The following is a 25,640-nucleotide window of genomic DNA, read 5'->3' on the forward strand; positions in this document are numbered from 1 at the left end:
TTACCACTCGCGGTCCCTCAGGGGGCGCGCATTGCCATAAAGGGGCGTGCGTTGCCGGACGTGCCGACTACATTCGAGGAGACGGTGGAGACACGCTGGATACGGGCACGGGGAGGGGGCCGCATGGCGAAGAAGGACGTACCGCCCCGCTGGGACCGCAAGATGCAGCAGCGGCTCGCGCGCGGCGAGGCCGCCGCCCTCGGCGAGCTCTACGACCGCTTCGCCTCGCTCGTGCACGGCCTCGCCCACCGCGTGCTGGGCGACGAGCGGGCCGCGGACTCCATAACCCGCGAGGTCTTCGCCCATGTCTGGGAGCATCCGGACGCCTACGACCCCAGGCAGGGCCCGCTGCGCTCCTGGGTCGCCGCGCTGACCCACCGGCTCGCCGTGCAGCGCCTCAGGGCCACCGAGACCGCCGCGCTCACCCCGGGCGACACCGGCGCGGAGGCCACGGAGGAGCTGGAGCGCAAGGTGCGGCGCGCCTCCGTCGCCGCCCGCGCGGACTACATCGTGCACTCCATGCCGACCCCGCTGCGCGCCGCCCTGGACCTCGCCTACTTCCAGCGCCGTGACTACCGCCAGACCGCGGTGGACCTGGGCGTCACCGAGGACGAGGCCCGCCGCCGGCTGCGCCTCGGCCTGCAACTGCTCTCCACCGCGCACGACGCCGGGAGACCGCCCGGGTACGGAGGTGCGGTGTGACCGGCGCCGACCCCTTCGACGCACACGACGGCACGGGCTCCGGCGGCGGAGCGGGTGACGTGCCGCGCGACGGCGGCGGCGAGCCGGGCGGGCCGCCGCGCATCCCGCTGCCCCGGGCCGCCGTCGAGGACGGCGGGCAGCCGCTGCCCGAGCTCGACGGCCTGCCGCCGGTACCGCTGGAGCTGCCGCACGACGTCCTGAAGTCGCTGCTCGGTGCGTGGGCGCTGGCCGCCTGCTCGACCGCGGAGGCCCTCGCCGTCGAGATCCACCTCGGCGACTGCGGGGCCTGCGCGGACGAGGCACGGCGGCTGCGCGAGGCGGTCGGCCTGCTGCACCAGCCGGAGAGCCTCGACCTCGACCCCGGCCTGCGCACCCGCGTCCTGGAGGCCTGCCTGGACCGCCGGCCGCCGCGCATCCCGATCCCCGAGTGGGCGGCCCCCTACGACGCCGAGACCGCCCGCCTGGACGCCCTGCTCCAGGACATCGGCGACGCGGAGTGGCACGCACCGGTACGGCTGCGCTGGTTCGACGGCGCGGCGCCGACGAGCCGCCGTACGACGGTCGCCGGGGTCATCGTGCACCTGCTGTCCGTCGACGGCCTGGTGGCGAGGGCGCTCGGCCTCGACGACCCCCTGGGGGAGACCCCCGCACAGGACCCCGCCGCCCGCACCGAGGCCTTCTGGCAGGCCTCGTACTTCCCGCCGAACCGTGCGGTACGGGCTCCCTGGCGGGAGCAGAGCCACCGGCTCGTGCAGACCGTCTCCTTCACCGGCGGCGGCGCCGGGCGCCTCGGGGTGTCGTACGGCGACTTCGCGCTGCCGTTGCACGACGCGATGCTGGACCGCGCCTTCGAGTGTTGGGTGCACGCGGAGGACATCGCGGAGGCCGTGGACTACCCCTACGGGCCGCCGGCCCCGAGGTACCTGCACAGGATGATCGACCTCGCGGCACGGATGCTTCCCGCCGCGCTGGCGGCGCGCCGGCAGGCCGGGCTGGCCGCGCCCGGGCCGACCCCGCACCTGGTCCCTGCGGGACAGCCCGGCCGCAGCCTGCGGCTGGAGATCGAGGGCCACGGGGGCGGCGAGTGGCTGATCCCGCTGGACTCGCCGGGGGCGGTGGGCTCGGAGGAGTTCGAGGTCGCGCACGTGGCGCTGGACGACCTGGAGTTCTGCCGGCTGGCCGCAGGCCATGTGCCGCCGGAGGATGCGGCGGCGGGGCAGCTGGGGGATCGGGCGGCGATCAGGGACGTGCTCTTCGCGGCAGCGAGCCTGAGCCGGATGTAGGGGTTGGTGCGGTCGTTCGGCGGCCGCGGGTGGTTCGTGGCTGATCGCGCAGTTCCCCGCGCCCCTGGAAAAGACGGGGCCGCTTTCAGGGGCGCGGGGAACTGCGCGAACGGCCCCCACGCACCCGCGGCCGCCGTACGACCGGCACCCCCCGCCCCTCGCCCCTCGGGCGAGACGAACGGTCAGGCGAAGACGACCGTTCGCCGGCCGTTGAGCAGGATGCGGCGCTCCGCATGCCACTTCACCGCCCGCGCCAGCGCCTGGCACTCCACGTCCCGCCCGACCGCGACCAGCTGGTCCGGGGTGACGCCGTGGCCCACCCGCTCGACCTCCTGCTCGATGATCGGCCCCTCGTCGAGGTCCGCCGTGACGTAGTGCGCCGTCGCCCCGATCAGCTTGACGCCCCGCGCATGCGCCTGGTGGTACGGCTTCGCGCCCTTGAAGCTCGGCAGGAACGAGTGGTGGATGTTGATGATCCGGCCGCTGAGCTGCTTGCACAGGTCGTCCGAGAGGACCTGCATGTACCGGGCCAGGACCACCAGCTCGACGTTCTCCTCGCGGACGAGTTCAAGAAGCTGGGCCTCCGCGTCGGCCTTCGTCTCCTTCGTCACCGGAATGTGGCGGAAGGGCACGTGGTACGACTCCACCAGCTCCGCGAAGTCGGTGTGGTTGGAGACCACCGCGGCGATGTCCACCGGCAGCGCGCCGATCCGCGCGCGGAAGAGCAGGTCGTTCAGGCAGTGCCCGAACTTGCTGACCATGAGGACGACCCGCATCCGCTCGTCGGCCCGGTTGATCTGCCAGTCCATGTGGAAGGAGTCACCGACCGCCGCGAAGCTGGCCCGCAGCTTGTCGACCGTCACCGGCGCCTCGGCCGAGAAGTGCACGCGCATGAAGAACAGACCCGTGTCGTGGTCCCCGAACTGCTGGCTGTCCTCGATGTTGCAGCCGGTCATGAACAGGTAGCTCGACACGGCGTGCACGATGCCCTGCTTGTCCGGGCAGGAGAGGGTGAGGACGTACTGGTCGGCCAGGGCGGCCTGGGCTCGGGTGGACTGTTCAGTCATGCACCACAGAATCTCATGCCCGGCCGCCCCGGGCGGTCAGCGTCCGTTTCGCGGACTCACGCCGCCCGCGTCATGATCCGCAGCACCTCAAGGCTGCGCGGCGGCGTCTCCGGGTCGTCGCCGTCGCTCGTCGCCAGGCGTATGTGCGCGTCCCGGGCCGCCCGGACCGCGTCCGGCCACGCCTGGTGGTCGAGGTACGCGGAGACCGGCGCGTCCGGCCCGACCTGGTGCATGATCCGCAGCACCCGCAGCACGGCGGTGTCGACGAGCGCCGCCTCCTGCGAGTCGCGGAATATCGTCCCGACGTACTTCTCCGCGGACCAGCTGTCCAGCCAGGTGTCCTCGACCAGCCGGTAGACCGCGTCGGTCACGTCACCGTAGCCGTCGGTGCCGACCAGCCAGACGTTCCGCTGGAACTCCGGGTCGGAGAGCATGTGCAGCGCGGAGCGCACATTGCTGCGCCAGCGCCACCATGGCATGTCATTGAGTGGCATGCCGCCCATGGTGGAGGAGCGACGGCCGCGACGGGAAGAGTTCTCCGAACCTTGCACGGTCATCGATCGTACGTTCCTTGTCACACGCCCGTCACCGACCCCCGCAATTCACCTGCGCGTCACCCTTCGTTGACCATGGGTCACTCGCCGGTTAGTGATGTGGGGGAATCGTGCGTGTCCATGACCGGCAGGCGCCCCACCCTTGACACCGTCCTCCCCACGACCCACCGGCGCGTCAGAGCCACCGCGCTGTCCGCGGTGGCCATGACGGCCTGCGCGTCACTCGCCGCCGGCTGCGGGGTCGTCCCAGGATTCTCGGGCTCGGGGGACGAGGAGATCAAGGTGATGACCTGGGCGCCGCAGAAGACCACCGCCACCAACAAGCCCGGCATGCCCGCCATGGCGTCGGCCATCGTCCGCTGGATCAACTCCCAGGGCGGCATCGGCGGCCGCAAGCTCAAGCTGCTGACCTGCAACGACCACAACACCAGCGTGGGCGCCGCGAACTGCGCCCAGAAGGCGGCCGACCAGAACGTCGTCGCCGTCGTCGGCTCCTACAGCCAGTTCGGCGACTCCTACTTCGCCCCGCTGGAAGGCGCCGCCATCCCCTACATAGGCGGCTACGGGGCGTCGAACGAGGAGTTCACCAGCCCCGTCTCCTACCCGGTCAACGGCGGACAGCTCACCCTGCTGTCCGGACTCGGGGAGGCACTGGCCGACAAGTGCGGCCCGGTCACCCTGGTCCGGCCGGACACCATCGCCGGCGACCAGCTGCCCCAGCTCCTCGACTCGGGCCTGCAGGCCGGCAACCACGCCAAGGCGGTCGACCAGCTCGCGGCCGAGGACCTCACCGAGTACGACAAGCAGTCGCAGTCGGCGCTGGAGAGCGCCACCTCGGACTCGCTGAAGACGGGCTGTGTGGTGCCCGAGCTCGGCGACCGCACGGCCACCTTCATGGACAACTTCCAGCGGGCCCGCCAGGACTACCCGAAGGTGAAGACGGCCGCCGAGGTCGGCAGCGTCGACCAGACGGTGATCAACTCCACCGGCGGTGCGTCCGGCCCGTACGAGGGGTCGTACATCACCGGCTGGTACCCGGCGGCCTCGGACGCGCGCTGGGCCGAGATGAAGAAGGTCATCAGCAAGGAGGCCTTCGGCGACAACCGGATCGACCCGGCCGACGCCGGGGTGCAGACGACCTGGATCGCCTACAAGGTCCTGGCCGCCGCCCTGGAGAAGATCGGCGGCGGCGAGGTGACCGCCGACAGCGTGCGCCGCACCCTCAACGACGGCCTGAAGGTCTCCACCGGCAACCTCACCCCGTCGCTGTCCTGGCCCTACCAGGGCAAGCTGTCCGCGGCCGGCTTCTCCCGGCTGGTCAACACCGACGTGAACGTCCAGACCGTCAAGGGCGGCCTGCTCCAGTCGGCGAACAAGAACGCCCTCGACATGACCAAGGTCCTGGAGAGCGCGGACCTCAGCTGACCTGTCGGCCGGCCGACAGGTCGACCGGCTCTTGCAGCCGGCCCGCTCTCACAGCTGGGTCGGCTGCCGCTGGGTCAGCCCGTACTTGCCCGCGATCGTGTTCCACAGCGCGGCCGCCTTCACCTTCTGGGAGCTGGCGATGCCGCTCTCCTGGTTGCCGGCCGCGGTCTGGCCGGTGGTGCGGGCCTGGCCCTTGTGGCAGCCGTGCTTGCCCTTGGCCTGGTCGGCCCAGGCCGCGTAGCGGTTGTCGGCGTTCGCGGAGGCCTGCCAGGCCTTGGTGAGGGCGGTGGTCAGCTCGGCGTTGCCCGGCAGTTTGTCGACGGACAGCTTCGCCAGCCGGGTGACCAGCTCGGTGCGCTGCTGGGCGGCGTTGCGCAGGTCGGAGGCGGAGCCGTCCAGGTTCTTGCACTGCTTCACCTGGGCGACGGCGTTGATCACCGAGGCGCGGCTGCTGCCGCTGTCGGCGAGCAGCTTGTCCAGGGCGGTGGCCTGCGCCTTCGCCGGGTCGCCCACGGCGGACGCGGACCCACCGGTGGCCGCCACGGACGCGGCGACCGTCTTGTTGGCGTCGTCCGAGTCCCCGCCGCCCCCGCTGAACAGGGCACCGGCCCCGATCCCGAGGACGGCGATCCCGATCCCGACGGCCGCGATCAGCGGCGCCTTCGACCGGCCACGACCGCCCCGGCCACCGCCGTCACCGTCGTGATCGTGGTCGTACGACGACGGGGGCGGGGTGTACGCCGGCGGCTGCTGCTGGAAGCTCTGCGGCTGCTGCTGGAAGCGCGGCAGCTGGGCCGTGGACGCGGCCGGGGGCTCGCCGCCCGGCCCGCTGCGGAAGAGGTTGTCGAACTCGGCGGGCGGCTGCCGGTCCCCGCCCTGCTCCGCACCGGCCTGGTACGGCGGTATGTACTGGGTGGCCTCGGCGTCGGAGTGCCCGGTGGGGGCGGACGGCCGGCCCAGGAAAGTGGTCTGCTCGTGGGATGCCTCCGGCGGCAGCGCACCCGGGCCGACCGGCGGTATCAGCTGGGTGGCCCCTTCGGGAGCCGCCGCCACCGGCGGGATGTACTGCGTGGCGCCCTCGTCCACCGGTGCGGCGGGCACCGGCGGGATGTACTGGGTCGCGCCCTCGTCGGCGGACGGCAGGGCACCGGGGTACCCGCCGTGGCTTCCGTGCGGGACGGCGGGCGGCAGCGCGGCGCCCGGAGCGCCGTAGGGGCCGCCCTGGCCGCCGGCCGGGGGCTGCGGGGCGCCGTACGACTGCTGGGGCTGGGCGCCGTAGCCGTACGACTGGTCGTAGCCGCCGCCGTACGACGGGGCGGGCGCCCCCTCCGGCGGGAGCGGGCCGGCGCCGGAGGCCGGGGGCTGGTACGGGTCGGCGTGCGCCTGCGCGGCGTGCGACTGGGCGTTCCAGGCGGGCGGCAGCGCCGGCTCCGGGGTGTTCCACTCCTGGCCGGCCGCCTGCGGCCAGCCCTGCTCGGGCTGCGGCGCGCCCTGCTGGTGGCCGGGCCCCCACGGCTGTCCCCAGGCCTGGCCCTCGGAGGGCGCGGTGGTCGGCGCCGGGGCCGGCGCGGGCGGCTGCGATATGGGGGCGGGAACGCCCGTCATGCCCGGCAGCAGCGGCTCGCCACCGTCGGAGGGCAGCACGATGCCTTCGCGTGCGGGCTCGCCCTGTCCACTCTGCGTCACCGGGACTCCTACTAATGGGGGACCTTGTGAATCGTCTGCTCACGCTACCGGGTCCCCTCAGCCGGGTGCCACGCAGCCAAGGGCGCGATCTTCTTCCCTGTCACAGCAGTAACAAAACCGCCCCGCGGTGCGCTGTATATGCCGCCTCTCGCCCGGCAAGGTGTGGTTTCCCACACGTTCACGCATCCGCGGGGCATGAATTCATGCGGCCGCCTGCAGATCCAGCCGGGCGCCGAACTCCCTGACGACCGGTTCGTCCCGGAACGGCTCCAGCCGCTGCTGGAAGTCCTCCAGGTACTCGGCGCCCCGGTTGGAACGGACCGTCTCAAGCAGTTCCACGGCCTTCAGCCCGGTGGCGCAGGCCTGTTCGATCTCGCGCTGCTGCACCTGCGCCGTGGCGAGGAGCACATAGCCGATCGCGCGGCGCCGTGCCCGGGTCGGCGGGTGCCCGGCCAGCGACTGCTCCGCGGTCCTCGCGGCCGCCTCGGCCTGGCCCAGGTCACGGTGGCAGTGCGCCAACTCGTCGGCCAGATAGGCCTCGTCGAAGTGCGCGATCCACGCCGGGTCGTCCCCGGACGACGGATCGGCCGCCTCCATCGCCGACACCGCGCGCCCCGACGCGAGCTGCGCCGACCGCGCGTCCCCCAGCAGCGCGTGCCCGCGGGCCTCGGCCGCGTAGAACATGGCCTCCGCGCGCGGAGTCACGCGCCCACGCGCCCCCTCCTGCGCCGCCCGCGCCAACTGGGAGATCTCCCGCGGGTTTCCGAGCTGTGCGGCGAGGTGGCTCATGGAGGCGGCGAGCACATAGCCGCCGTAGCCGCGGTCGCCGGCGGCCTGCGCGAGGCGCAGCGACTGGATGTAGTACCGCTGGGCGAGCCCGGGTTGGCCGGTGTCGACGGCCATGTATCCGGCGAGTTCGGTGAGCCGGGCGACGGCGGCGAACAAGTCCCGTCCGACGGACTCCCGGTAGGACCCGGCGAGCAGTCCGGAGACCACGCTGTTGAGGTAGTGCACGACGACCGGGCGCACATGCCCGCTGCCGTACTGGTGGTCGAGGTCGGTGAGCGCCTGTGTCATGGCCTGCACGGCCGCGACGTCCGACGGCCCGACCCGCGGCCCGGCCTGCCGTGCCACCTGCGCGTCCGGCGCCGAGATCAGCCAGTCCCGGCTGGGCTCCACCAGCGCGGACGCGGCGACCGAGGAGCCGGACAGGAAGTCCCGGCGGCCCACGTCACTGCGCCACAGCTCGCAGACCTGCTCGATGGCCCCCAGGACCGTCGGCGAGAACTGGAGACCGACGCCCGACGCGAGGTTCTTGCCGTTGGCCATGCCGATCTCGTCGATCGTGACCGTACGGCCCAGCTTGCGCCCCAGCGCCTCGGCGATGATCGCGGGCGCCCGGCCCCGCGGCTGCTGTCCGCGCAGCCAGCGGGCCACGGACGTCTTGTCGTACCGGAGGTCGAGACCGTGCTCCGCGCCGCACATGTTGACCCGGCGGGCGAGCCCGGCGTTCGAGCACCCCGCCTCCTGGATGAGCGCCTGCAACCGTTCGTTCGGCTGCCGCGCGACAAGCGGCCTTGCGGCCATGGCGTACCCCCTGCGAACTCCCTGTAGGGAAAAGATCCGGCCTTGACGATCACTGCCCAGCGGACATACCGAAAATGCGGGACATGCGAGGATTGCCGGGTAAAGGCAGCGGAATTGTGGGTACGACCGCTGCCAACCCCCCACGTGTGACTACCCGCTCACGCCCCGGTTCCTCCTGCGCGCCCCCACACGTGCATCCATGCGCCCCAGTTGCGGAAAGGATGCTCCTCCCCCGCGCGCGCTACGCCCGTAACTCCAGGTGGGTGCGGGAGTTGTGTTGAGCGTGGAAGAGACGATCGTTGGCACCGAAGCCGCTCAGATTCCGAAGCAGCGCGGGGAATCGCTGCTGGAGACCGCCGTACGCTACGCCGAGGAGCGCCACTGGGACGTCTTCCCCGGCACCTGGCTGGAAGCGGACGAGGGGGTGCAGCGCTGTTCCTGCGGGGAGGTCGCGTGCGGCGCGCCCGGCGCGCACGCGGCGCGCCCGGACTGGGCGACGCAGGCGACCGGTAGTGCGACGGTGGCGCGCCGGATGTGGCAGAAGCAGCCGACGGCGTCGATCCTGCTGCCGACGGGGCGGACCTTCGACGCGTTGTCCGTCCCGGAGACGGCCGGGTTCCTGGCGCTGGCGCGGATGGAGCGGATGGAGCTGACGCTCGGGCCGGTGACGCTCACGCCCGATCGCCGGATGCAGTTCTTCGTGCTGCCGGGCGGGTCGGCGAAGGTGCCGGAGCTGGTGCGGAAGCTGGGCTGGGCGCCGGCGTCGCTGGACCTCACGGCGCTGGGTGAGGGCGCGTACGTGCCGGCGCCGCCTACGCGGCTGGGCTCCCGGGGTGCGGTGCAGTGGGCCTGCCGGCCGACACCGGCGAACCGGTGGCTGCCGGACGCGGAGGAGTTGATCTCGCCGCTGGCTTATGCGTGCGGGCGGGACCGGTAGCGCCTGGTGGGCTGCCGGGTGCGGTGCGGTGGCGTGTGCGGGTGGTGCGTGGTTGCTCGCGCCCACGCGGCGGTGGCCGCACATCGGATACGGCCCCGCGCCCCTTAAGGGGCGCTTCCTGCTGGCGTCGGCAAGCGTTCCCACCCCCTCCGCCGGCCCCCACCCACCGTAGGGTTCTGGCATGACCGATGCCGTACGTGTTCGTGGGCTCTGGAAGCGGTTTGGGCAGCAGGTGGCCGTCGGTGGGATCGATCTGTCGCTGCCCGCCGGGAAGTTCGTCGGACTGGTCGGGCCCAACGGGGCCGGGAAGACCACCACCCTCTCGATGGTGACCGGGCTGCTCCGGCCGGACCAGGGGAGCGTCGAGGTGGTCGGGCACGACGTCTGGCAGGACCCGGTCGCGGTGAAGGCCCGTATCGGCGTGCTGCCCGAAGGGCTCCGACTCTTCGAGCGGCTCTCCGGACGCGAACTGCTCGGCTACAGCGGCCGCCTGCGCGGACTGCCCGGCGCCGAGGTCGACAAGCGGGCCACGCAACTCCTCGACGTCCTCGATCTCGCCGGCTCCCAGCACAAGCTCGTCGTCGACTACTCGACCGGCATGCGCAAGAAGATCGGGCTCGCGGCGGCTCTCCTCCACAACCCCGAAGTCCTCTTCCTGGACGAGCCGTTCGAGGGCGTCGACCCGGTGTCCGCGCAGACCATCCGGGGCGTCCTGGAGCGCTACACGGCCTCCGGCGCGACCGTCGTCTTCTCCTCCCACGTCATGGAACTCGTCGAGTCGCTGTGCGACTGGGTGGCGGTGCTGGCCGCCGGGCGGATCCGCGCGACGGGGACGTTGGAGGACGTGCGCGGGGCGCACGGCACCCTCCAGGCCGCCTTCCTCGAACTGGTCGGGGCGAGCGGACGGAACGCCGGGTCGGACCTGGACTGGCTGGGCGGCGGGGCGGCCCGATGACGGACGTGACCGCCACCGTCGTACGGCTGAAGCTGTCGCTGTTGCGCAACGGGCTGCGGCAGTCCGGTGGCCGGCGGGCCGCGTTCGTCGCGTCGGCCGTGCTCGCGCTGCTGTTCGGGGCGGTGCAGCTGCTGGGGCTGATCGTGCTGCGCGGGCATGCGCACGCGGATGCCGTGGCCGTCCTGGGGTCGGCCGTGCTGGCGCTCGGGTGGGCGGTCATGCCGCTGTTCTTCCCGAGCGGCGACGAGACCCTGGACCCGACCCGCCTGGTGATGCTCCCGCTGCGGCCACGACCCCTGGTACGGGCCCTGCTGGCCGCCTCCCTGGTCGGCATCGGCCCGTTGTTCTCGCTGTTGCTGCTGGTGGGCTGTGCGGTGTCCGTGGCGCACGGGGCGGCCGGGTACGGCGTCGCGGTCGTCGCCGTCGCCCTCGCGCTGCTGGTCTGCGTGGCCCTCGCCCGGGCCGTGGCCGCCGCGAACGTACGGCTGCTCAGCAGCCGCAAGGGCCGTGACCTGGCGGTACTGAGCGGCCTGGTCATCGCGATCGGGGCGCAGCTGGTCAACTTCGGTGCCCGCAGCCTCGGTGCGGCCGGGCTCGGGGAGCTCGCGCCGGTGGCCGACGTGGTGCGCTGGCTGCCGCCGGCGTCGGCGATCGGCGCGGTGCACTCGGCGAGCGAGGGGTCGTACGGCACGGCCGCCGCACAGCTGGGCCTGTCCGTCGCCGCGTTGGCGTTGCTGATCGGCGCCTGGGCGCGGACCCTGACCCGGCTGATGACCTCGCCGGACGGCTCGACGCTCCAGGCACCCGACTCGGCCGTCCGGAGCCGTGCCTCCGACGGCGCGGGCCTGGGGCGCCTGCTGCCGGCCGGCCGCACCGGAACGGTCATGGCGCGCAGCCTGCGCTATGTCTGGCGCGACCCCAAGACCAAGGCCGCCTGGGTGACCTCGCTGGCCATCGGCCTGATCGTGCCCGTCTTCAACGCCCTCCAGGGCACCGGGTCGATCTACTTCGCGTGCTTCGCCGCCGGGATGCTCGGCATCCAGATGTACAACCAGTTCGGGCAGGACACCTCGGCCTTCTGGATGATCGCGATGACCGTCTCGTCCCCGCGGGACGCCTATGTCGAGCTGCGCGGGCGGGCGCTGGCCCTGCTGGTGATCACCCTGCCGTACGCGACGCTGGTGACCGTCCTGACCACGGCCATGCTGGGCGACTGGCCCCGGCTGCCCGAGGTGCTCGGCCTGTCCTTCGCCCTGCTCGGCGCGATGCTGGCGACCGGCGCCTGGACCTCGGCCCGCTTCCCGTACTCCATCCCCCAGGAGGGCCACAAGAACGTCGCCCCCGGCCAGGCCGGCCTCGCCTGGATCGCGATCTTCGGCGGCATGGTCTCGGCGGCCCTGCTGTGCGCCCCCGTCATCGCCCTGACGATCGCGTTGAACGTGAGCGCGGGAGGCGGGGAGTGGACATGGGTGTTGCTGCCGGTGGGGGCGGCCTACGGGGCGGCGATCACATGGGCGGGGCTGCGCCTGGCAGCACCACGTACGGCGACGAGCCTCCCGGAGATCCTCGCAGCTGTCAGCAAGGGGTAACTGCAGCGCGCCCCACAGGGGCGCGGGGCTGTATTGAATGTGCGGCTCCGCCGCGTGGGCGAGAGCAACCACCCACCACCCGCACCCGCCGAGCCCGCGCACCCCCTCCCCCATAGGCGCTCCTACTCCCCCACCCGATCAAGAAACGGCTCCACAGCCGCCCGCCAGGCCTCCGGCCGGTCATACGGCAGCAGATGCCCCGCCTCGGCCACCTCGGCGTACTCCCCCTTGGAAAGGACCCGCACCATCTCCTGCGCCTCCGCCCGCCCCAGCTCCCCGTCCACCCCGCGCACCACCAGCGCGGGACACGGCACCTGGGCCAGTTCCTCCCAGTGCGCGTCGTACACCCAGGTCTCCCGGGACTTCAGCATCTGGTCGGGGTCGAAGACGGGCCGCCACCCGTCGGCGCACTCGTGCATCACCTCGGCGTAGAACTCCCCGCGCGCCGGGTTCGGCCGCTCCACCCACGGGTCGTCCTCGCCGAACCACTTGCGTACGTCGGCGAGCGTGGCGAAGGGGACGGGCCAGGACTTGAACCAGTCGGCCCACTCGCGCTGCGAGGCCGCGCCCAGCGCGGAGGCCCGCATGTCGCAGATGATCAGGCCCCGGACCAGTTCGGGGCGTTTCGCGGCGAGCTGCCAGGCGGTCAGCGCGCCCATGGCGTGGCCGATGAGCACGGCCGGGGCGAGGTCCAGCTGCTCGATGGCGGCCGCGGCGTCCTCGACGTACGCCTCACGGGTGTACGCGGCCTGCGGGGGCTTGTCGCTCTGGCCGTGGCCGCGCTGGTCGAGTGCGACGGCGCGGTGCCGGTCGGAGAGCCAGCGGGCGGTGGAGGCCCAGTGCGAGGCACGGCCCATCAGGCCGTGCAGTAAGAGCACGCCGGGGTACGAGCGGTCCGGGTCGGCACGATCACCGTGCGGCCGCGCCGGGTCCCCCTTCTTGGGCGGGTCCGCGAACTCCCAGGCGGCGAGGTGCACGCCGCCGGCTCCTGTCACGTCGATGCGTCGTGCCATGAGCCTGGCACCCCCCTAGCTCCGCGTGCCTAGTGTCGCCTCGTATCGCTTCGTGATGCTTCGGTACCACTGCAGACTATCGAATACATATTCGAAAATCGGGTCCCTGCGGGCAACACCCCTCGTTCGAGTGACCCCTTCCCAGGCATGATCGGCGCCACCAGGGGGATTTCTTCTGCGGGGGGCGGACCGCTCGGGGAAGACGGTCCGAGGGGATGACCCTGAGAGCTCGGGGCTCCGGGTCAGCACTGGGGAGGACAGGCCCCGGCACCGAAAGGTGCCGGGGCCAACCCCAGATCCATGTCGATGTCTTCGGCACATCCTCCCCGCCCCCCTCAGGTCATATGCCTCTCGCGACAGCCTGGCACGCGAAACGTTCCAGCGCTGCGATTCGGCGCACTGAATCTTGGATTCGACACGTTCGAACGACCCGGGAGAGACGCCAACGAGAGGCGTCAACTCCCCCACGAGCAACGGAGGTTGAACGGCCCACCGGTCTCAGCGCTTGGCGACGAACACGTGGGAGGCGACGTCCGCCTCCAGCTCGGCCGCCTCGCCGCCGCTGCCCACCAGCACTCCGCCGGCCGCCTCCGTCACACTCACCACCGAACCCGGCTGCACACCCGCCCGCCGCAGCGTGTACATCAGCTGCGCGTCGGTCTGGATGGGCTCGCCGATCCGGCGTACGACCACGGTCTTGCCGTCCGCGCCCGGGTCCAGGTCGGCCAGCGACACCATGCCCTCGTCGAGGAACGGGTCCGCGCCGTCCTTCTCGCCCAGCTCCTCCAGGCCCGGGATCGGGTTGCCGTACGGCGACTCGGTCGGGTGGCGCAGCAGCTCCAGCACCCGCCGCTCCACGGCCTCGCTCATCACGTGCTCCCAGCGACACGCCTCGGCGTGCACCTGCTCCCACTCCAGGCCGATCACGTCGACCAGCAGGCACTCGGCGAGCCGGTGCTTGCGCATCACGCGCGTCGCCAGCCGGCGGCCCTCGTCGGTCAGCTCCAGATGGCGGTCGCTGGCGACGGACACCAGACCGTCCCGCTCCATCCGCGCCACCGTCTGGCTCACCGTCGGCCCGCTCTGGTCGAGCCGCTCCGCGATGCGGGCGCGCATGGGGACCACGCCTTCCTCTTCAAGCTCGAGGATGGTGCGGAGATACATCTCCGTGGTGTCGATCAGTCCGGACATACGTGCCCCTCGATTACCTCTGCCGGAAGCCCGGCCGCGTGCGTGCGCTGGCCCTGTCACCAATTCTGCCGGATCCCACTGACAAGCGGGGGACGCCGGGAGAACAGAGGTCGGACATCCCGGCCCGTCGCCGCCGTCCCCGGCCGTATTGACACCGAGATGGTCCAGACCGGAGGGTGATCGGCGACACAGACTTCCGTGCCACGGATCTCCGCGACACGGGCCACGGCGTCGACCGCGCAAAGGGGCACCGCATGAGCGACGGCACACCCGCCGACCTGTTCTTCGACGCCGCTATCGGCCTCCTGCAACGCGTCCGCGACGAGGAGGCCGAGGCGATCACCGCCGCCGGCACCCTCCTCGCCGACACCGTCGCCGCCGGCGGCCGGCTGTTCGCCTTCGGCGCGGGGCACTCCTCCCTCGCCGCCCAGGACGTCGTCTACCGCGCGGGCGGCCTCGCCCTCATGAACCTCCTCGCCGCCCCCGGCCTGGTCGGCGTCGACGTGATGCCCGCCACCCTCGGCTCCCGCCTGGAACGCGTCGACGGACTCGCCACCGCCGTCCTCGACACCTCACCCCTGCGCGCCGGCGACACCCTCGTGATCATCTCCCTCTCCGGCCGCAACGCCCTGCCCATCGAAATGGCCGTCAGCGCCCGCACGCGCGGCGCCAAGGTCATCGGCGTCACCTCCGTGGCGTACGCCGCGCAGACCGCGTCCCGGCACTCCTCCGGCACGTACCTCAAGGACCACTGCGACGTCGTACTCGACTCGAAGATCGCCATCGGGGACGCCGAACTCACCCTCGACACCATCCCGGCGCCCTTCGCCCCCGCCTCCACGGTCGTCACCAGCGCCCTGCTCCAGGCGGTCCTGGCCACCACCGCGGCCACCCTCGCCGACCGCGGCATCGAACCCCCGCTGCTGCGCTCCGGCAACGTCGACGGCGGCCACGAGTGGAACGCCCGCGTGTTCGAGGAGTACCGCGACCGGATCTTCTACCAGCACTGAGGCGCCGCCGCTGGTACTGCTACTGCTGCCGTTCCTTCGCCAGCTGGGACAGATCCAGCGCCGTGGCGATCCGCACGGCCACGTCCTCCGCGTACGTCGCGTCCACCCGCTCGAAGCGGCTGCGCCCCGACCCGCGCAGGAACGTCAGCACACCCAGCGTCCGCCCCCGGCTGCGCAGCACCGCGCACAACGCGTGCACCGCGTCCCCCGGCCACTGCCGCTCCAGCGCCCACTCCCGCGCACGGTCCGCCGGCACGCTCCCGGCGTCCGCCCGTACACTCCCGGCGCGCGCGACGCACTGCAGCGCCGGATGCCCCTCCTCGTAACGCACCGGCAGCCCCGCCGCGCCCGTCAGCAGGCTCGGCCCCGGCGACCCGGAGGGCGTGGCAGCGATCCGCACCAGCCGTACCGGACCCACGTCACCGTCCGCCCGGGCACCGCCCACCACCCGGTCGACCACCGCATGATCGGCGAACCCGGCCAGCGCGAAGTCCAGATGGACGGTGGCCGCCTCCACCGGGTCCTCGCACTCGGAGGCCGCCCGGCCCGCACGATGCAGCTGGTTCGCGCGGAAGCGCAGCATGGCCGCCTCCTGCTCGGCCTGCTTGGCCTCCGTGACGTCCTGGAACAGCCAGCCCACCCCCAGCGGCACCGGTTCCTCCGCGAGCGGCGACGCCAGCCGCACGAACCCGGACCGCCAGCAGCGCCGCTGCTCGCCCTCCGCCGTCCGCACACTCACCCACATCTCGGCCGGCGCCGGCGGCGCGCCCTCGGCCAGCACATGTGTGAGCGCGGCCTCCAGATCCTCCACGCCCTGCGCCAGCAGCTCCCCGAGCGGGCGCCCCAGCGCCGACGTACGCCCCGTCCCTAGCGCCCGCGCGGCATGCGCGTTGACGACGGCGGGCCGCAGATCCGCGTCCACCAGGACGACACCCCAGGCCGCGTCCTCGAACAGCGCCTCGCTCAGCGCGATCGACCGCTCCAGGTCGATCTGCGTATGCACCTCGCTGAACGCGCAGTACACACCCGCGGGCTTCCCGTCCGGGCCGCGCACGGCCGCCGACTGCGTCCGTACGAGCACCCGCCCGCCGTCCTTGGTGAGCAGCGCGAACTCATGCACCTGGCGCCCCGGGGCGTGCATGGCCGACAGCAGCCGCCCCTCGACCTCGTCGGCGTCCGCCTCACGCACCGCCCAGCCGGCGAACCCGTGCCGGCCCACCGCCTCGGCCGCCGTCCACCCGAGGATCCGCTCGGCCTCACGGTTCCAGTGCGTGACGAAGCCGTCCGCGTCGAACGCGCACAGGGCCGCGTCCATGCCGTCGAGGAGCGCGGCGAGCAGATCCGACCCGCCCGAGTCCTCCGGACCGTCCCGCTCCGGCTCCGGCTCGGGCTCGTCGGGCCCCAGCTCGTCGGTGGTCCCACTACGCCGGGAAGCACTCACCTGGACCCCCATCAGGCTGCGTCCGCACGCACGGCGCGCCGGTTCCTCGCTGCCCTTCATTCAACTCGAACGTGACGCAGCCCACACTGTGTTCCCGCAAGATTGAAGGAATCGTTGCAAGCCGACGCTCACAACCCGAGCCGAAGATCCACCCACTCATCGTTCCCTCCGTCGAGCACATACCGCTCCACCTCGACGAACCCGCACCGCCCGGCGAACCGCAGCCCGCCCTCGTTGGCCGCCGGCACACACGTCTCGACGGCCTCGGCACCCTGCACACGCGCGTGCGCGAGCCCACGCTCGTACAACGCCTTGCCGAACCCCCGCCGCCGAAACCCCGGCAGTACCCGCGCGATCACGGTCACCGCACCGCCGGCCACGGGCCGCACGGTCGAACACCCCACGAGAACGTCCCCGAGATACGCGCTCTCCAGCCGGTACCCCCGCGCCGGCCGCTCCCGCGCCTCCGTCGCCGACATCGCGGCCGGCGGCACGACGACGTTGTGCACGTACCGCCACTCCTCCAGCGCCTCGCCCCCGCCCACGCCGACGACCGTCAGTACACCGCTCACGCGTCCCCCTCCGCCGCTGCCACCCGCCGCGCGTACACCTCGATCTCGATCTTCATCCGCGGATCCGCCAGCCCGCACACCATCATCGTCGCGGCCGGCCGCACATCCCCGAACACCCGGCGCAACACCGGCCAGCACGGCTCGAAGTCCTCCCGCGCGGGCAGCAGGTACCGCACCCGCACCACATCCTTGAACCCACACCGGGCCTCCGCCAGCGCCGCCCCGATGTTCCGCAGACACTGCTCGGCCTGCTCCACCACGTCCTCGGAAATGGTCATGTCCGCATAGTCGAACCCGGTCGTCCCCGACACATGCACCCAGTCCCCGTCCACCACGGCCCGCGCGTACCCGATCTGCTCCTCGAACACCGATCCACTGAGAATCACCTGCCGCTTTGTCATGGCCGGAACGCTAGGGGGTGTCTCAGAAATTGATCAAGCAACGCCGGAGGAAACCCCGAAGACGGGTACGGCCACGGCGCTCGGCCGGAGCTCGTTCGGCCAACGTCTCCAAAAAACAGTTGAGCCTTTCCGGGCAGCTTCCTAGAGTGGCTGTTACTTCGGAAAGGAGGTGGTTCGGTAGATGTATGCATATCGGACGGAAGAGGTGGCTGCGGGCTAACGGCTCGCCACCACACGATGTGCGGTGCCGGACCAGCGTGCGCGAGATGCACGCAGCCGGCCTAATCCAACGCAGTCACCCGACCCGCGAGCTCGCCGGTACGTCCGGCCGGCTTCTCCGCCGCCAGGCGGAGGGACCCGAGCTCGCGGGTCGTCTGCGTTTTCGCGGGTTGGTTCGGTGCCTCAGGGGCTGAGGCGTTCCACGTGCCAGGTGCCGTCGGGGGCCGTGACGTAGCGGAGGCGGTCGTGCAGGCGGTTGTGGCGGCCCTGCCAGAACTCGACCGTCCGGGGTTCGACGCGGAAGCCGCCCCAGTGCGGGGGGACCGGGACCTGTTCGCCCTCGGGGTAGCGTGCGCTCAGCTCGGCGTAGGCGGCGTCGAGTTCGGTGCGGGAGCGGATGACCGAGGACTGGGCGCTGGCCCAGGCGCCGAGCTGGGAGCCGTGCGGGCGGGTGCGGAAGTAGGCGGTGGTCTCGTCGCGGCGGGTGCGGCGGGCGGTGCCGGTGACGATCACCTGACGGGCGATCGCGTGCCAGGGGAAGAGCAGCGAGATGTGGGGGTTCGCGGCGAGGTCCTGGGCCTTGCGGGAGTCGTAGTTGGTGTAGAAGACGAAGCCCTGGATGTCGTACTGCTTCATCAGGACCGTGCGTGAGCTGGGGCGGCCCCCGGCGTCGGCGGTGGAGACGATCATCGCGTTGGGTTCGTAGATCATGCCGTCGGCGGCCGCCCGCGCGGCTTGTTCGAACCAGCGGGTGAACTGGTCCATGGGGTGTGCGGCGAGGTCGTTCTCGTCGAGGCCCTCGGCCTGGTAGTGCTTGCGCATCAGCGCGGGGTTGAGGATGGGGTCGGCGGCAGCGGCGTCGGGGTCGGTCACGCGGTCATCCTGCCGTATGCACATATGGGTCCGGGCCACATGTGGGCGCATACCTCATGTGGCACTGAGTGCCGCTGGGCTCCCCAACTTTGGCACTCGGGGTTATGGTGCTGATGCCTCCGCCGTACACCTCATTGAGGAGCCGCCCCATGTCCGACTTCGTACCTGGGCTCGAAGGAGTCGTCGCGTTCGAGACGGAGATCGCCGAACCGGACAAGGAGGGAGGCGCTCTGCGGTACCGGGGCGTCGACATCGAGGATCTGGTCGGGCACGTCTCGTTCGGGAATGTGTGGGGGCTGCTGGTCGACGGTGCCTTCAACCCCGGTCTGCCGCCGGCCGAGCCGTTTCCGATCCCGGTCCATTCGGGTGACATCCGGGTGGATGTGCAGTCCGCGCTCGCCATGCTCGCCCCGGTGTGGGGGCTCAAGCCGCTCCTCGACATCGACGCGAAGCAGGCTCGGGACGACCTGGCGCGGGCCGCGGTCATGGCACTGTCGTACGTCGCCCAGTCCGCGCGCGGGCAGGGGCTGGCGATGGTGCCGCAGCAGGAGATCGACAAGGCGAACTCGGTGGTCGAGCGGTTCATGATCCGGTGGCGGGGGGAGCCGGATCCCAAGCATGTGGCGGCCGTGGACGCGTACTGGACGTCGGCCGCCGAGCACGGCATGAACGCGTCCACGTTCACCGCGCGGGTCATCGCGTCCACGGGTGCGGATGTCGCCGCCGCGCTGTCGGGTGCGGTGGGCGCCATGTCGGGGCCGCTGCACGGGGGCGCGCCCTCCCGGGTGCTGGGGATGATCGAGGAGATCGAGCGGACCGGGGACGCGGAGGCCTACGTCAAGGGTGCGCTGGACCGGGGTGAGCGGCTGATGGGGTTCGGGCACCGGGTGTACCGGGCCGAGGACCCGCGGGCGCGGGTGCTGCGGCGGACGGCGCGGGAGCTGGGCGCGCCGCGGTTCGAGATCGCGGAGGCGCTGGAGAAGGCGGCGCTGGAGGAGCTCCACAACCGTCGGCCGGATCGTGTGCTCGCCACCAATGTGGAGTTCTGGGCTGCGATCATGCTGGACTTCGCGGAGGTGCCGGCGCACATGTTCACGTCGATGTTCACGTGTGCGCGCACCGCTGGGTGGTCGGCGCACATTCTCGAGCAGAAGCGGACGGGGCGGTTGGTGCGGCCGTCGGCGGAGTATGTGGGGCCAGGTGGGCGGAAGCCTCAGGACATCGAGGGGTACGGGGACATCGCCCACTAGGGCCGGATCGTCGGCCACGTCGTGAGGTACTCCGACGGGCTCGGCGGGTGATGCGCGGCCGGTAGCGCCGGGCATCACCCGCCGGACGAGCGGGTCAGTGCTTGTTGACGGCCGAGGCCCAGTCGAAGTCCACGCCCATGTCGTGGTACATCTTCGAGTACCCCACGAAGCAGTTGAACGTCTTGACCTTGCCGTTCTTCAGGTACCAGAAGTCGGCGGTCGGCGCGTCCACCTTCTGGCCGTTCCCCTTGACGACGCCGCCCGTCGGCGCCTGGAGCTGCCCGTCGAACGTGCCCTGGATCGACAGCTCGATGCTGACCACGTCGCCGTTCACGGTGATGCGCTTGAGCTCACGGTGCACGTTCGAGAAGAGGCCCTTCATGTAGGGCAGCACGCTGCCGAGCGCCTTCCCCCGGTAGGCCACGCCGGGGACCATGTCGTTGAAGACGCCGTCCTTGGTGAAGCTGTTGACGAACGTCGGGACGTCGATGTGGTTGCCCTCGGCCACGTAGTAGTCGCGCAGGACGACCGCGAGGTTGGCCTTCTCGTGCTTGGTCAGGTGGCGGTCGGTGAGCGGCAGCTTCGCCAGCTGGCGTGCGGTCAGGGTCGGGGCGGCCGTGGTGCTGTGGACCGCCGCCTTGTCGTGTGCGGGGCTCGCGGCCTGTGACGGCACGGCGGCGATGGAAAGACCACCCAGGACAGCTACCGCGGTCGCGGCGGTGATCGACTTCCGGCTGAGCAGCTTCATGTCGTGTTCCTTCGGGTCAGGTACTCAGGATTCGAGATCCGTCGCAACGGTCTCTGCCGCGTCCTTAGTAATTCAAACGCTCGCTTAACCTTATGAACGGCGGCGCGGGCTGTCAAGCTACTGTTTGAATTCTGTGGTCGAGCGGCCATGAGGGCATGCGTGTACGCCCGCGTCATGCCTGGTCAGGATGAGTATGCGACAGCGATCCGGGCCGGTGCGGCGTCCGGCGACCGCCGTTCGACCTCGATCCGCGACGCGACTGTTGACAATGTACTCAAGCATATGATTGAGTACATTGCATGACACGGGTGGAGAAGACGGACCTGCGCCGGGAGGCCGGGCAGCGCACGCGCGACGGCCTGCAGACGGCCGCCCTGGAGTTGCTCTCGCAACGAGGCCAGGAGGGCGTGACACTCCGCGAGATCACAGATCGCGCCGGAGCCAACGTCGCCGCGGTGAGCTACCACTACGGGTCGCTGAAGGCGCTGTGCGACTCCGCGATAGAGCACGCGCTGGAACGGTATCTGGACGAAAAGATCCTGGAACTGGATTCCCTCGCCGCCACCGCGACGCTCCATGAGGTGGCGGCGGCGTTCGCCCGGCCGATGGTGCGCGCACTGGCGGCCGGTGGACAGGACCTGGCCGTGATGCGGACCGTGGCGCGGGTCGGCATCGATCCGCCCCAGGGGTGGGAGCGGCTGAACGGCAAGTTCGACCAGAGCCGCCGGGGAGCCGTCCGGGTGCTGGCACCGAACCTTCCCGGAGTGGACGAGCAGGAACTGAACTTCCGTACGCGCTGCGCGGCCGGCCTGCTGAACTGGCTCGCGCTGGCACCCATCGGCACCGAGCTGGCCGCCATGCCCGCCGAGCAGATCGAGCGGCAGCTGGTCCCCGTGGTGGCCGGAGCGTTCCGCGGGGACGCCGCCGTCGCCGGCTGACCAGTCCGGAGGCCGGCGGAGCCGCCGCCCGAAGGGGCGCTCAGCCCAGGGTCGCGTCCAGCAGTGCCGCCCACTGGGTCACCACTCGTTCTCTCCTCGTCCCGTCGTCCGTCAGGAGGTTGGCGAGGCCCAGTCCTCTTGCCATGTCGAGGAGGCCCTGGACGGTCTCCCGGGTGCCTGGGCGGGATTCGTCGGCGGACAGGAGGTCCACGGCGATGCGGTGGGTCTCGCGGCCCACCCGGGCTTCCAGTTCGGTGACCCGGGGGCGGAGCTGGTCCTCGTTGGAGGCGGCGACCCAGAGGTGCAGGGCGGCGCGGAAGAGGGGGCCGGTGTAGAGGTCGACCAGGGCCGAGACGACGGCGCGGCGGTCGCCCTCCGCGCCCTGCGGGAACAGGGCGCGCAGAGCGGTGGAGCGTTCTTCGGCGACGTATTCGACGGCGGCGGTGAAGAGGTCCTCGCGGGTGGGGAAGTGGTGCTGGGCGGCGCCCCGGGAGACGCCGGCGCGCTCGGCGACGACGGCGACGGTGGAGCCCGCCCAGCCGTGTTCGGCGAGGCAGGCCACGGCGGCTTCCAGGAGCCGTTGCCGGGTGGCCCGGCTGCGGTCCTGTTTGGGGGCGCGGTCCTGTTGAGGTCCGCGCGCGTGTTCCGCCGTGTTCACGCCGGCCGTACTCACACCACCCACGCCGCATCCCGTCGTTCGAGGAAGGCCGTCATCCCCTCGCGGGCCTGGTCGGAGGAGAACAGCCGGGCCGAGAGTGCGGTCAGGGTGGCCGCGTCCCGGTCGAATGTTTCCAGCACCCTAGCTGTGAGCAGCTGTTTCGTCTCGGTCAGGGCCTGGGGGGCGGAGCGGCGGAGGCCGTCGAGGATGGGTTCGAGGGCGGTGTCGACGTCGTCGGCGGTGGTGGTGAGGAGGCCGAGGCGTACGGCTTCGGGGGCTTCGAAGCGTTCGCCGGTGAGGTAGTAGCGGGCCAGGGCGCGGGGGTCGGTGCGCGGGAGGAGGGTCAGGGAGATGACGGCGGGGGCGACGCCGATGCGTACCTCGGTGAAGGCGAAGGTGGCCGCGGTGGCGGCGGCCGCGATGTCACAGGCGGCGAGGAGGCCGAGGCCGCCGGCGCGGACGTGGCCGGTGACGCGGGCGACGACCGGTTTGGGCAGTTCGACGATCTGGCGCAGGAGGCCGACGAGGGCGTCGGGGTGGGGCGGATCGCGCAGGTCGGCGCCGGCGCAGAAGGTCGTACCGGTGTGGGTGAGGACGACGGCGCGGATGTCCGGGTCCTTGGCGCAGTCGGTGAGGGCCTCGGCGAGTTCGGCGACGAGGGCGGCGGACAGGGCGTTGCGGGTGGGCGTGGAGTCGAGGCTGAGGGTGGCGACGGCACGCGCGCGTGTCTGTCCGATCAACGTCATGGCCGCTCCCCGGGTTCCCCGGTCCGGCCGAGTGCGCGCAGTTCGCGGCGGAGTATCTTCCCGGAGGCCGCGCGGGGCACGCCGGCGATGAAGGTGACCTTGCGGACGCGTTTGTAGGGTGCGACGCGTTCGGCGACGTAAAGCATGGCCTCGTTCTCGGTGAGGTCGGCGGCGGTGGGCCGGCGGACGACGAAGGCGTGCGGGATCTCGTTGCCGTCCTCGTTGTAGGCGCCGATGACGGCGGCGTCGGCGATGCCGGGATGGGTGAGCAGGAGCGCCTCCAGTTCGGCGGGGGCGACCTGGAAGCCCTTGTACTTGATGAGTTCCTTGACCCGGTCGACGACGAACAGCCAGCCGTCGGCGTCGGCGTGACCGACGTCCCCGGTGTGCAGCCAGCCGTCGGTGTCGATCATCGCGGTGGTGGCCTCGGGTTGGCCGAGGTAGCCCTTCATGACCTGGGGGCCGCGGATGAGGATCTCGCCGGGTTCGCCGGTGTCGAGGTCCTTGTGCGGGTCGTCGAGGGAGACGATCCGCATCTCGGTGCCGGCGATGAGCTTGCCGACGGTGCCGGGCGGTGCCTGGTGCATGGTGTCGAGCGGGACGACGTGGGTGCCGGGCGAGAGTTCCGTCATGCCGTAGGCCTGCGCGACCGGCGGCAGGCCGAGGCGCTCGGAGCAGGCGGCGGCCAGGCCGGCGTCCAGAGGGGCGGCGGCGCTCATGACGTACTTCAGGGACGACAGGTCGTACTGCTCGACCAGCGGGTGCTTGGCGAGGGCGAGGACGATCGGCGGAGCGACGTACAGGCCGGTGATGCGGTGGTTCTGGATCGCCGCGAGGAAGCTCGACAGGTCGAAGCGGGGCAGTACGACCACGGTGGCGCCCATCCGCAGGGGCGCGTTCATGAGCGCGGTGAGGCCGTAGATGTGGAAGAGGGGGAGTACGGCGAGGATGCGGTCGCCGGGGCCGGTGGGGACGGCGGGTTCCAGCTGGGCGAGGTTCGTGGCGATCTGCCGGTGGGTGAGCATCACGCCCTTGGGGATGCCGGTGGTGCCGGAGGAGTACGGCAGTGCGGCGACGTCCTCGGCGGGGTCGATGTCGACCTGTGGTTCGGGGGCGTCGCCGGCCAGCATGTCGATCAGCGAGCGGTGTCCGGGCGCGCTGTCGCAGACGAATATCTCCGCTATGCCGCCGGCGAGTTCGGCGGCCCGGCGGGCGGCCTCCAGCAACGGTGAGACGGTGACGATCCAGCGGGCCGCGGAGTCCCTGAGCTGTTTGGCGAACTCCTCGGGCGTGGCGAGGGGGTGCACGGTGGTGACGGAGGCACCCGCGCGCGTGGCCGCGTAGAACGCCGTCGGGAAGGCGACCGTGTTCGGGCTGTGCAGGGCGAGTACATCGCCCTTGCGGACGCCCGCGTCGGCGAGTGCGGCCGCGATCCTGCGGTGGAACCGGTCCAGTTGCTCGTAGGTGAGGGTGGTGCCGTCGGTGCCGTCGATCAGGGCGGGCGTGTCACCGAACGCGGCGGCCCGGCCCAGCACCGCCTCGTGGATGGGGAGTTCTACGGGTGGAACGTCTGCGTACTCGCTGCGGAACACGGTTCCTCCAAGCGGCTGCCAGTGCCAGTGCGTGGCCTAGTACGACTTGGGAAGGCCAAGCGTCTGGTGGGAGACGTAGTTGAGAATCATCTCCCTGCTCACCGGAGCAATACGAGCCACACGCGCGGCCGTTATCAACGAAGCGAGCCCGAATTCCCGGGTGAGTCCGTTGCCGCCGAGGGTGTGCACGGCCTGGTCGACGGCGCGCACGCATGCCTCGCCCGCCGCGTACTTGGCCATGTTGGCGGCCTCGCCTGCGCCGATGTCGTCCCCGGCGTCGTAGAGATGTGCCGCCTTCTGCATCATCAGGCGCGCGAGTTCGAGTTCGATGTGTGCCTGGGCGAGGGGGTGGGCGATGGCCTGGTGGGCGCCGATGGGGGTCTTCCAGACGGTGCGGTCGCGCGCGTACTCGATGGCCTTGGACAGCGCGTAGCGTCCCATGCCGATCGCGAAGGCGGCCGTCATGATCCGCTCCGGGTTGAGTCCGGCGAAGAGCTGCAGCAGGCCGGCGTCCTCGTCGCCGACGAGTGCGTCGGCGGGCAGCCGTACGTCGTCGAGGACCAGCTCGAACTGCTTCTCGGCGGCGTTGAGTTCCATGTCGATGGGGTGCTTGTGGAAGCCCACCGCGTCGGTCGGGACGATGAACAGGCAGGGCTTGAGGCGTCCGGTGCGGGCGTCTTCGGTGCGGCCGACGATCAGGACGGCGTCGGCCATGTCGACGCCGGAGATGAAGACCTTGCGGCCGGTGAGCAGCCAGTCGCCGGTGTCGGGGTCGCGGCGGGCGGTGGTGGTGATGCGGTGGGAGTTGGAGCCGGCATCGGGTTCGGTGATGCCGAAGGCCATCAGGCGGGAACCGTCGGAGAGCGCGGGCAGCCAGGTCCGCTTCTGTTCCTCGGTGCCGAAGCGGGCGATCACTGTGCCGCAGATCGCCGGTGAGACCACCAGCATGAGGAGCGGCGAGCCCGCGGCGCCGAGTTCTTCGAGCACGATGGAGAGGTCGGCGATGCCGCCGCCTCCACCGCCGTACTCCTCCGGGAGGTTGACGCCGAGGTAGCCGAGTTTTCCGGCCTCTTGCCAGAGTTCGGTGGGGTGGCGGCCCTCTGCGATGGTTCGGGTGATGTAGTCGCGGCCGTACTTCTTGCCGAGGGTGGCCACCGCTTCGCGGAGTGCCTTGTGCTCGTCGGATTCGATCTGGGGGGGCAC

24 protein-coding genes are annotated in these 25,640 nt (G+C 71.6%); 9 read left to right on the plus strand and 15 right to left on the minus strand.

What is annotated here, in order from left to right:
* The first annotated feature begins 123 nt into the window (after positions 1-123).
* Together ACGFZQ_RS25290 and ACGFZQ_RS25295 are read left to right on the plus strand one after the other, a co-directional pair.
* Positions 124-702 (plus strand): sigma-70 family RNA polymerase sigma factor, encoded by a 579-nt coding sequence (locus ACGFZQ_RS25290; protein ID WP_351737242.1) that lies wholly within the window; start codon positions 124-126, stop codon positions 700-702.
* Complete coding sequence (locus tag ACGFZQ_RS25295) at positions 699-1,985, plus strand: maleylpyruvate isomerase N-terminal domain-containing protein (protein WP_393842221.1); 1,287 nt, start codon at positions 699-701, stop codon at positions 1,983-1,985. Before ACGFZQ_RS25290 ends, ACGFZQ_RS25295 begins: the two co-directional genes overlap by 4 nt.
* Before the next feature lie 182 nt (positions 1,986-2,167).
* On the opposite strand, the gene purU is transcribed toward ACGFZQ_RS25295, so the two are convergent.
* Together purU and ACGFZQ_RS25305 are read right to left on the minus strand one after the other, a co-directional pair.
* Positions 2,168-3,052 carry a formyltetrahydrofolate deformylase gene (gene purU, locus ACGFZQ_RS25300; RefSeq protein ID WP_351737240.1) on the minus strand — a complete coding sequence of 295 codons (885 nt, stop codon included), beginning with the start codon at positions 3,050-3,052 and terminating at the stop codon, positions 2,168-2,170.
* A gap of 56 nt (positions 3,053-3,108) precedes the next feature.
* Positions 3,109-3,609, minus strand: coding sequence for a hypothetical protein (locus tag ACGFZQ_RS25305; RefSeq protein ID WP_351737238.1), 501 nt, complete (start codon positions 3,607-3,609; stop codon positions 3,109-3,111).
* A gap of 117 nt (positions 3,610-3,726) precedes the next feature.
* Between ACGFZQ_RS25305 and ACGFZQ_RS25310 the strand changes: the two genes are divergently transcribed.
* Positions 3,727-5,031 carry an ABC transporter substrate-binding protein gene (locus ACGFZQ_RS25310; RefSeq protein WP_393842222.1) on the plus strand — a complete coding sequence of 435 codons (1,305 nt, stop codon included), beginning with the start codon at positions 3,727-3,729 and terminating at the stop codon, positions 5,029-5,031.
* A 48-nt stretch (positions 5,032-5,079) separates the two neighbouring features.
* On the opposite strand, the gene ACGFZQ_RS25315 is transcribed toward ACGFZQ_RS25310, so the two are convergent.
* Positions 5,080-6,717, minus strand: a complete 1,638-nt coding sequence (locus tag ACGFZQ_RS25315; RefSeq protein ID WP_393842223.1) for a hypothetical protein — start codon at positions 6,715-6,717, stop codon at positions 5,080-5,082.
* Positions 6,718-6,918: 201 nt separating this feature from the next.
* Positions 6,919-8,304 (minus strand): transcriptional regulator, encoded by a 1,386-nt coding sequence (locus tag ACGFZQ_RS25320; protein WP_351737232.1) that lies wholly within the window; start codon positions 8,302-8,304, stop codon positions 6,919-6,921.
* Positions 8,305-8,578: 274 nt separating this feature from the next.
* Here ACGFZQ_RS25320 and ACGFZQ_RS25325 point away from each other — a divergent pair, with 274 nt between their 5' ends.
* The 3 genes from ACGFZQ_RS25325 (at position 8,579) to ACGFZQ_RS25335 (ending at position 11,785) form a co-directional block, all read left to right on the plus strand.
* On the plus strand, positions 8,579-9,241 hold the full coding sequence (locus ACGFZQ_RS25325) for a bifunctional DNA primase/polymerase (RefSeq protein WP_351737230.1): 663 nt from the start codon (positions 8,579-8,581) through the stop codon (positions 9,239-9,241).
* A 181-nt stretch (positions 9,242-9,422) separates the two neighbouring features.
* Positions 9,423-10,196, plus strand: a complete 774-nt coding sequence (locus ACGFZQ_RS25330) for an ABC transporter ATP-binding protein (protein WP_365799761.1) — start codon at positions 9,423-9,425, stop codon at positions 10,194-10,196.
* Positions 10,193-11,785: a transporter gene (locus ACGFZQ_RS25335; RefSeq protein ID WP_393842224.1), complete on the plus strand. Its 1,593-nt coding sequence runs from the start codon at positions 10,193-10,195 to the stop codon at positions 11,783-11,785. Before ACGFZQ_RS25330 ends, ACGFZQ_RS25335 begins: the two co-directional genes overlap by 4 nt.
* Positions 11,786-11,907: 122 nt before the next feature.
* On the opposite strand, the gene ACGFZQ_RS25340 is transcribed toward ACGFZQ_RS25335, so the two are convergent.
* Together ACGFZQ_RS25340 and ACGFZQ_RS25345 are read right to left on the minus strand one after the other, a co-directional pair.
* A complete protein-coding gene (locus ACGFZQ_RS25340) occupies positions 11,908-12,798 on the minus strand; it encodes an alpha/beta fold hydrolase (RefSeq protein WP_393842225.1) in 891 nt (296 codons plus the stop codon).
* A gap of 498 nt (positions 12,799-13,296) precedes the next feature.
* Positions 13,297-13,989, minus strand: a complete 693-nt coding sequence (locus ACGFZQ_RS25345; protein ID WP_351321325.1) for a metal-dependent transcriptional regulator — start codon at positions 13,987-13,989, stop codon at positions 13,297-13,299.
* 254 nt (positions 13,990-14,243) lie between these two features.
* Between ACGFZQ_RS25345 and ACGFZQ_RS25350 the strand changes: the two genes are divergently transcribed.
* Positions 14,244-14,999 (plus strand): SIS domain-containing protein, encoded by a 756-nt coding sequence (locus ACGFZQ_RS25350; protein WP_393842226.1) that lies wholly within the window; start codon positions 14,244-14,246, stop codon positions 14,997-14,999.
* Positions 15,000-15,018: 19 nt separating this feature from the next.
* Here ACGFZQ_RS25350 and ACGFZQ_RS25355 read toward each other — a convergent pair whose 3' ends face one another.
* The 4 genes from ACGFZQ_RS25355 to pdxH form a co-directional block, all read right to left on the minus strand.
* On the minus strand, positions 15,019-16,440 hold the full coding sequence (locus ACGFZQ_RS25355; RefSeq protein ID WP_393842227.1) for a PAS domain-containing protein: 1,422 nt from the start codon (positions 16,438-16,440) through the stop codon (positions 15,019-15,021).
* 128 nt (positions 16,441-16,568) lie between these two features.
* Entirely contained in the window at positions 16,569-17,012 is a 444-nt protein-coding gene (locus ACGFZQ_RS25360; protein WP_393842228.1) for a GNAT family N-acetyltransferase, read from the minus strand.
* Positions 17,009-17,413, minus strand: a complete 405-nt coding sequence (locus ACGFZQ_RS25365; RefSeq protein WP_393842229.1) for a RidA family protein — start codon at positions 17,411-17,413, stop codon at positions 17,009-17,011. The genes ACGFZQ_RS25360 and ACGFZQ_RS25365 overlap by 4 nt, the downstream gene beginning before the upstream one ends.
* A gap of 402 nt (positions 17,414-17,815) precedes the next feature.
* The gene (pdxH, locus tag ACGFZQ_RS25370; RefSeq protein WP_393842446.1) at positions 17,816-18,529 is read right to left on the minus strand and encodes a pyridoxamine 5'-phosphate oxidase; all 714 of its coding nucleotides are present in this window, start codon (positions 18,527-18,529) and stop codon (positions 17,816-17,818) included.
* Positions 18,530-18,654: 125 nt separating this feature from the next.
* Here pdxH and ACGFZQ_RS25375 point away from each other — a divergent pair, with 125 nt between their 5' ends.
* Positions 18,655-19,755 (plus strand): citrate synthase 2, encoded by a 1,101-nt coding sequence (locus tag ACGFZQ_RS25375; protein ID WP_393842230.1) that lies wholly within the window; start codon positions 18,655-18,657, stop codon positions 19,753-19,755.
* A 94-nt stretch (positions 19,756-19,849) separates the two neighbouring features.
* Here the strand turns inward: ACGFZQ_RS25375 and ACGFZQ_RS25380 are convergent, their stop codons facing one another.
* A complete protein-coding gene (locus ACGFZQ_RS25380) occupies positions 19,850-20,503 on the minus strand; it encodes a nuclear transport factor 2 family protein (RefSeq protein WP_382533480.1) in 654 nt (217 codons plus the stop codon).
* A 299-nt stretch (positions 20,504-20,802) separates the two neighbouring features.
* On the opposite strand from ACGFZQ_RS25380, the gene ACGFZQ_RS25385 reads away from it, so the two are divergent.
* Positions 20,803-21,441, plus strand: coding sequence for a TetR/AcrR family transcriptional regulator (locus tag ACGFZQ_RS25385; RefSeq protein ID WP_393842231.1), 639 nt, complete (start codon positions 20,803-20,805; stop codon positions 21,439-21,441).
* 40 nt (positions 21,442-21,481) lie between these two features.
* On the opposite strand, the gene ACGFZQ_RS25390 is transcribed toward ACGFZQ_RS25385, so the two are convergent.
* From ACGFZQ_RS25390 to ACGFZQ_RS25405, 4 genes are read right to left on the minus strand one after another with little or no spacing between them, the layout of a single operon-like run.
* Complete coding sequence (locus ACGFZQ_RS25390; RefSeq protein WP_382533484.1) at positions 21,482-22,123, minus strand: TetR/AcrR family transcriptional regulator; 642 nt, start codon at positions 22,121-22,123, stop codon at positions 21,482-21,484.
* Positions 22,111-22,845: an enoyl-CoA hydratase family protein gene (locus ACGFZQ_RS25395; protein ID WP_393842232.1), complete on the minus strand. Its 735-nt coding sequence runs from the start codon at positions 22,843-22,845 to the stop codon at positions 22,111-22,113. Before ACGFZQ_RS25395 ends, ACGFZQ_RS25390 begins: the two co-directional genes overlap by 13 nt.
* On the minus strand, positions 22,842-24,437 hold the full coding sequence (locus tag ACGFZQ_RS25400) for a 4-coumarate--CoA ligase family protein (RefSeq protein ID WP_393842233.1): 1,596 nt from the start codon (positions 24,435-24,437) through the stop codon (positions 22,842-22,844). Before ACGFZQ_RS25400 ends, ACGFZQ_RS25395 begins: the two co-directional genes overlap by 4 nt.
* 36 nt (positions 24,438-24,473) lie before the next feature.
* A complete protein-coding gene (locus tag ACGFZQ_RS25405) occupies positions 24,474-25,640 on the minus strand; it encodes an acyl-CoA dehydrogenase family protein (RefSeq protein WP_393842234.1) in 1,167 nt (388 codons plus the stop codon).

Source organism: Streptomyces sp. NPDC048254, from assembly GCF_043201895.1.
Lineage (GTDB): Bacteria > Actinomycetota > Actinomycetes > Streptomycetales > Streptomycetaceae > Streptomyces.

Coding starts and splice junctions, on each gene's coding strand:
- ACGFZQ_RS25385 (WP_393842231.1), top strand. CDS start 20,803: ATGACACGGGTGGAGAAGACGGACCTGCGCCGGGAGGCCGGGCAGCGC.
- ACGFZQ_RS25395 (WP_393842232.1), bottom strand. CDS start 22,845: ATGACGTTGATCGGACAGACACGCGCGCGTGCCGTCGCCACCCTCAGC.
- ACGFZQ_RS25330 (WP_365799761.1), top strand. CDS start 9,423: ATGACCGATGCCGTACGTGTTCGTGGGCTCTGGAAGCGGTTTGGGCAG.
- ACGFZQ_RS25290 (WP_351737242.1), top strand. CDS start 124: ATGGCGAAGAAGGACGTACCGCCCCGCTGGGACCGCAAGATGCAGCAG.
- ACGFZQ_RS25375 (WP_393842230.1), top strand. CDS start 18,655: ATGTCCGACTTCGTACCTGGGCTCGAAGGAGTCGTCGCGTTCGAGACG.
- purU (WP_351737240.1), bottom strand. CDS start 3,052: ATGACTGAACAGTCCACCCGAGCCCAGGCCGCCCTGGCCGACCAGTAC.
- pdxH (WP_393842446.1), bottom strand. CDS start 18,529: ATGTGCATACGGCAGGATGACCGCGTGACCGACCCCGACGCCGCTGCC.
- ACGFZQ_RS25310 (WP_393842222.1), top strand. CDS start 3,727: ATGACCGGCAGGCGCCCCACCCTTGACACCGTCCTCCCCACGACCCAC.
- ACGFZQ_RS25335 (WP_393842224.1), top strand. CDS start 10,193: ATGACGGACGTGACCGCCACCGTCGTACGGCTGAAGCTGTCGCTGTTG.
- ACGFZQ_RS25320 (WP_351737232.1), bottom strand. CDS start 8,304: ATGGCCGCAAGGCCGCTTGTCGCGCGGCAGCCGAACGAACGGTTGCAG.
- ACGFZQ_RS25305 (WP_351737238.1), bottom strand. CDS start 3,609: ATGACCGTGCAAGGTTCGGAGAACTCTTCCCGTCGCGGCCGTCGCTCC.
- ACGFZQ_RS25340 (WP_393842225.1), bottom strand. CDS start 12,798: ATGGCACGACGCATCGACGTGACAGGAGCCGGCGGCGTGCACCTCGCC.
- ACGFZQ_RS25345 (WP_351321325.1), bottom strand. CDS start 13,989: ATGTCCGGACTGATCGACACCACGGAGATGTATCTCCGCACCATCCTC.
- ACGFZQ_RS25350 (WP_393842226.1), top strand. CDS start 14,244: ATGAGCGACGGCACACCCGCCGACCTGTTCTTCGACGCCGCTATCGGC.
- ACGFZQ_RS25365 (WP_393842229.1), bottom strand. CDS start 17,413: ATGACAAAGCGGCAGGTGATTCTCAGTGGATCGGTGTTCGAGGAGCAG.
- ACGFZQ_RS25380 (WP_382533480.1), bottom strand. CDS start 20,503: ATGAAGCTGCTCAGCCGGAAGTCGATCACCGCCGCGACCGCGGTAGCT.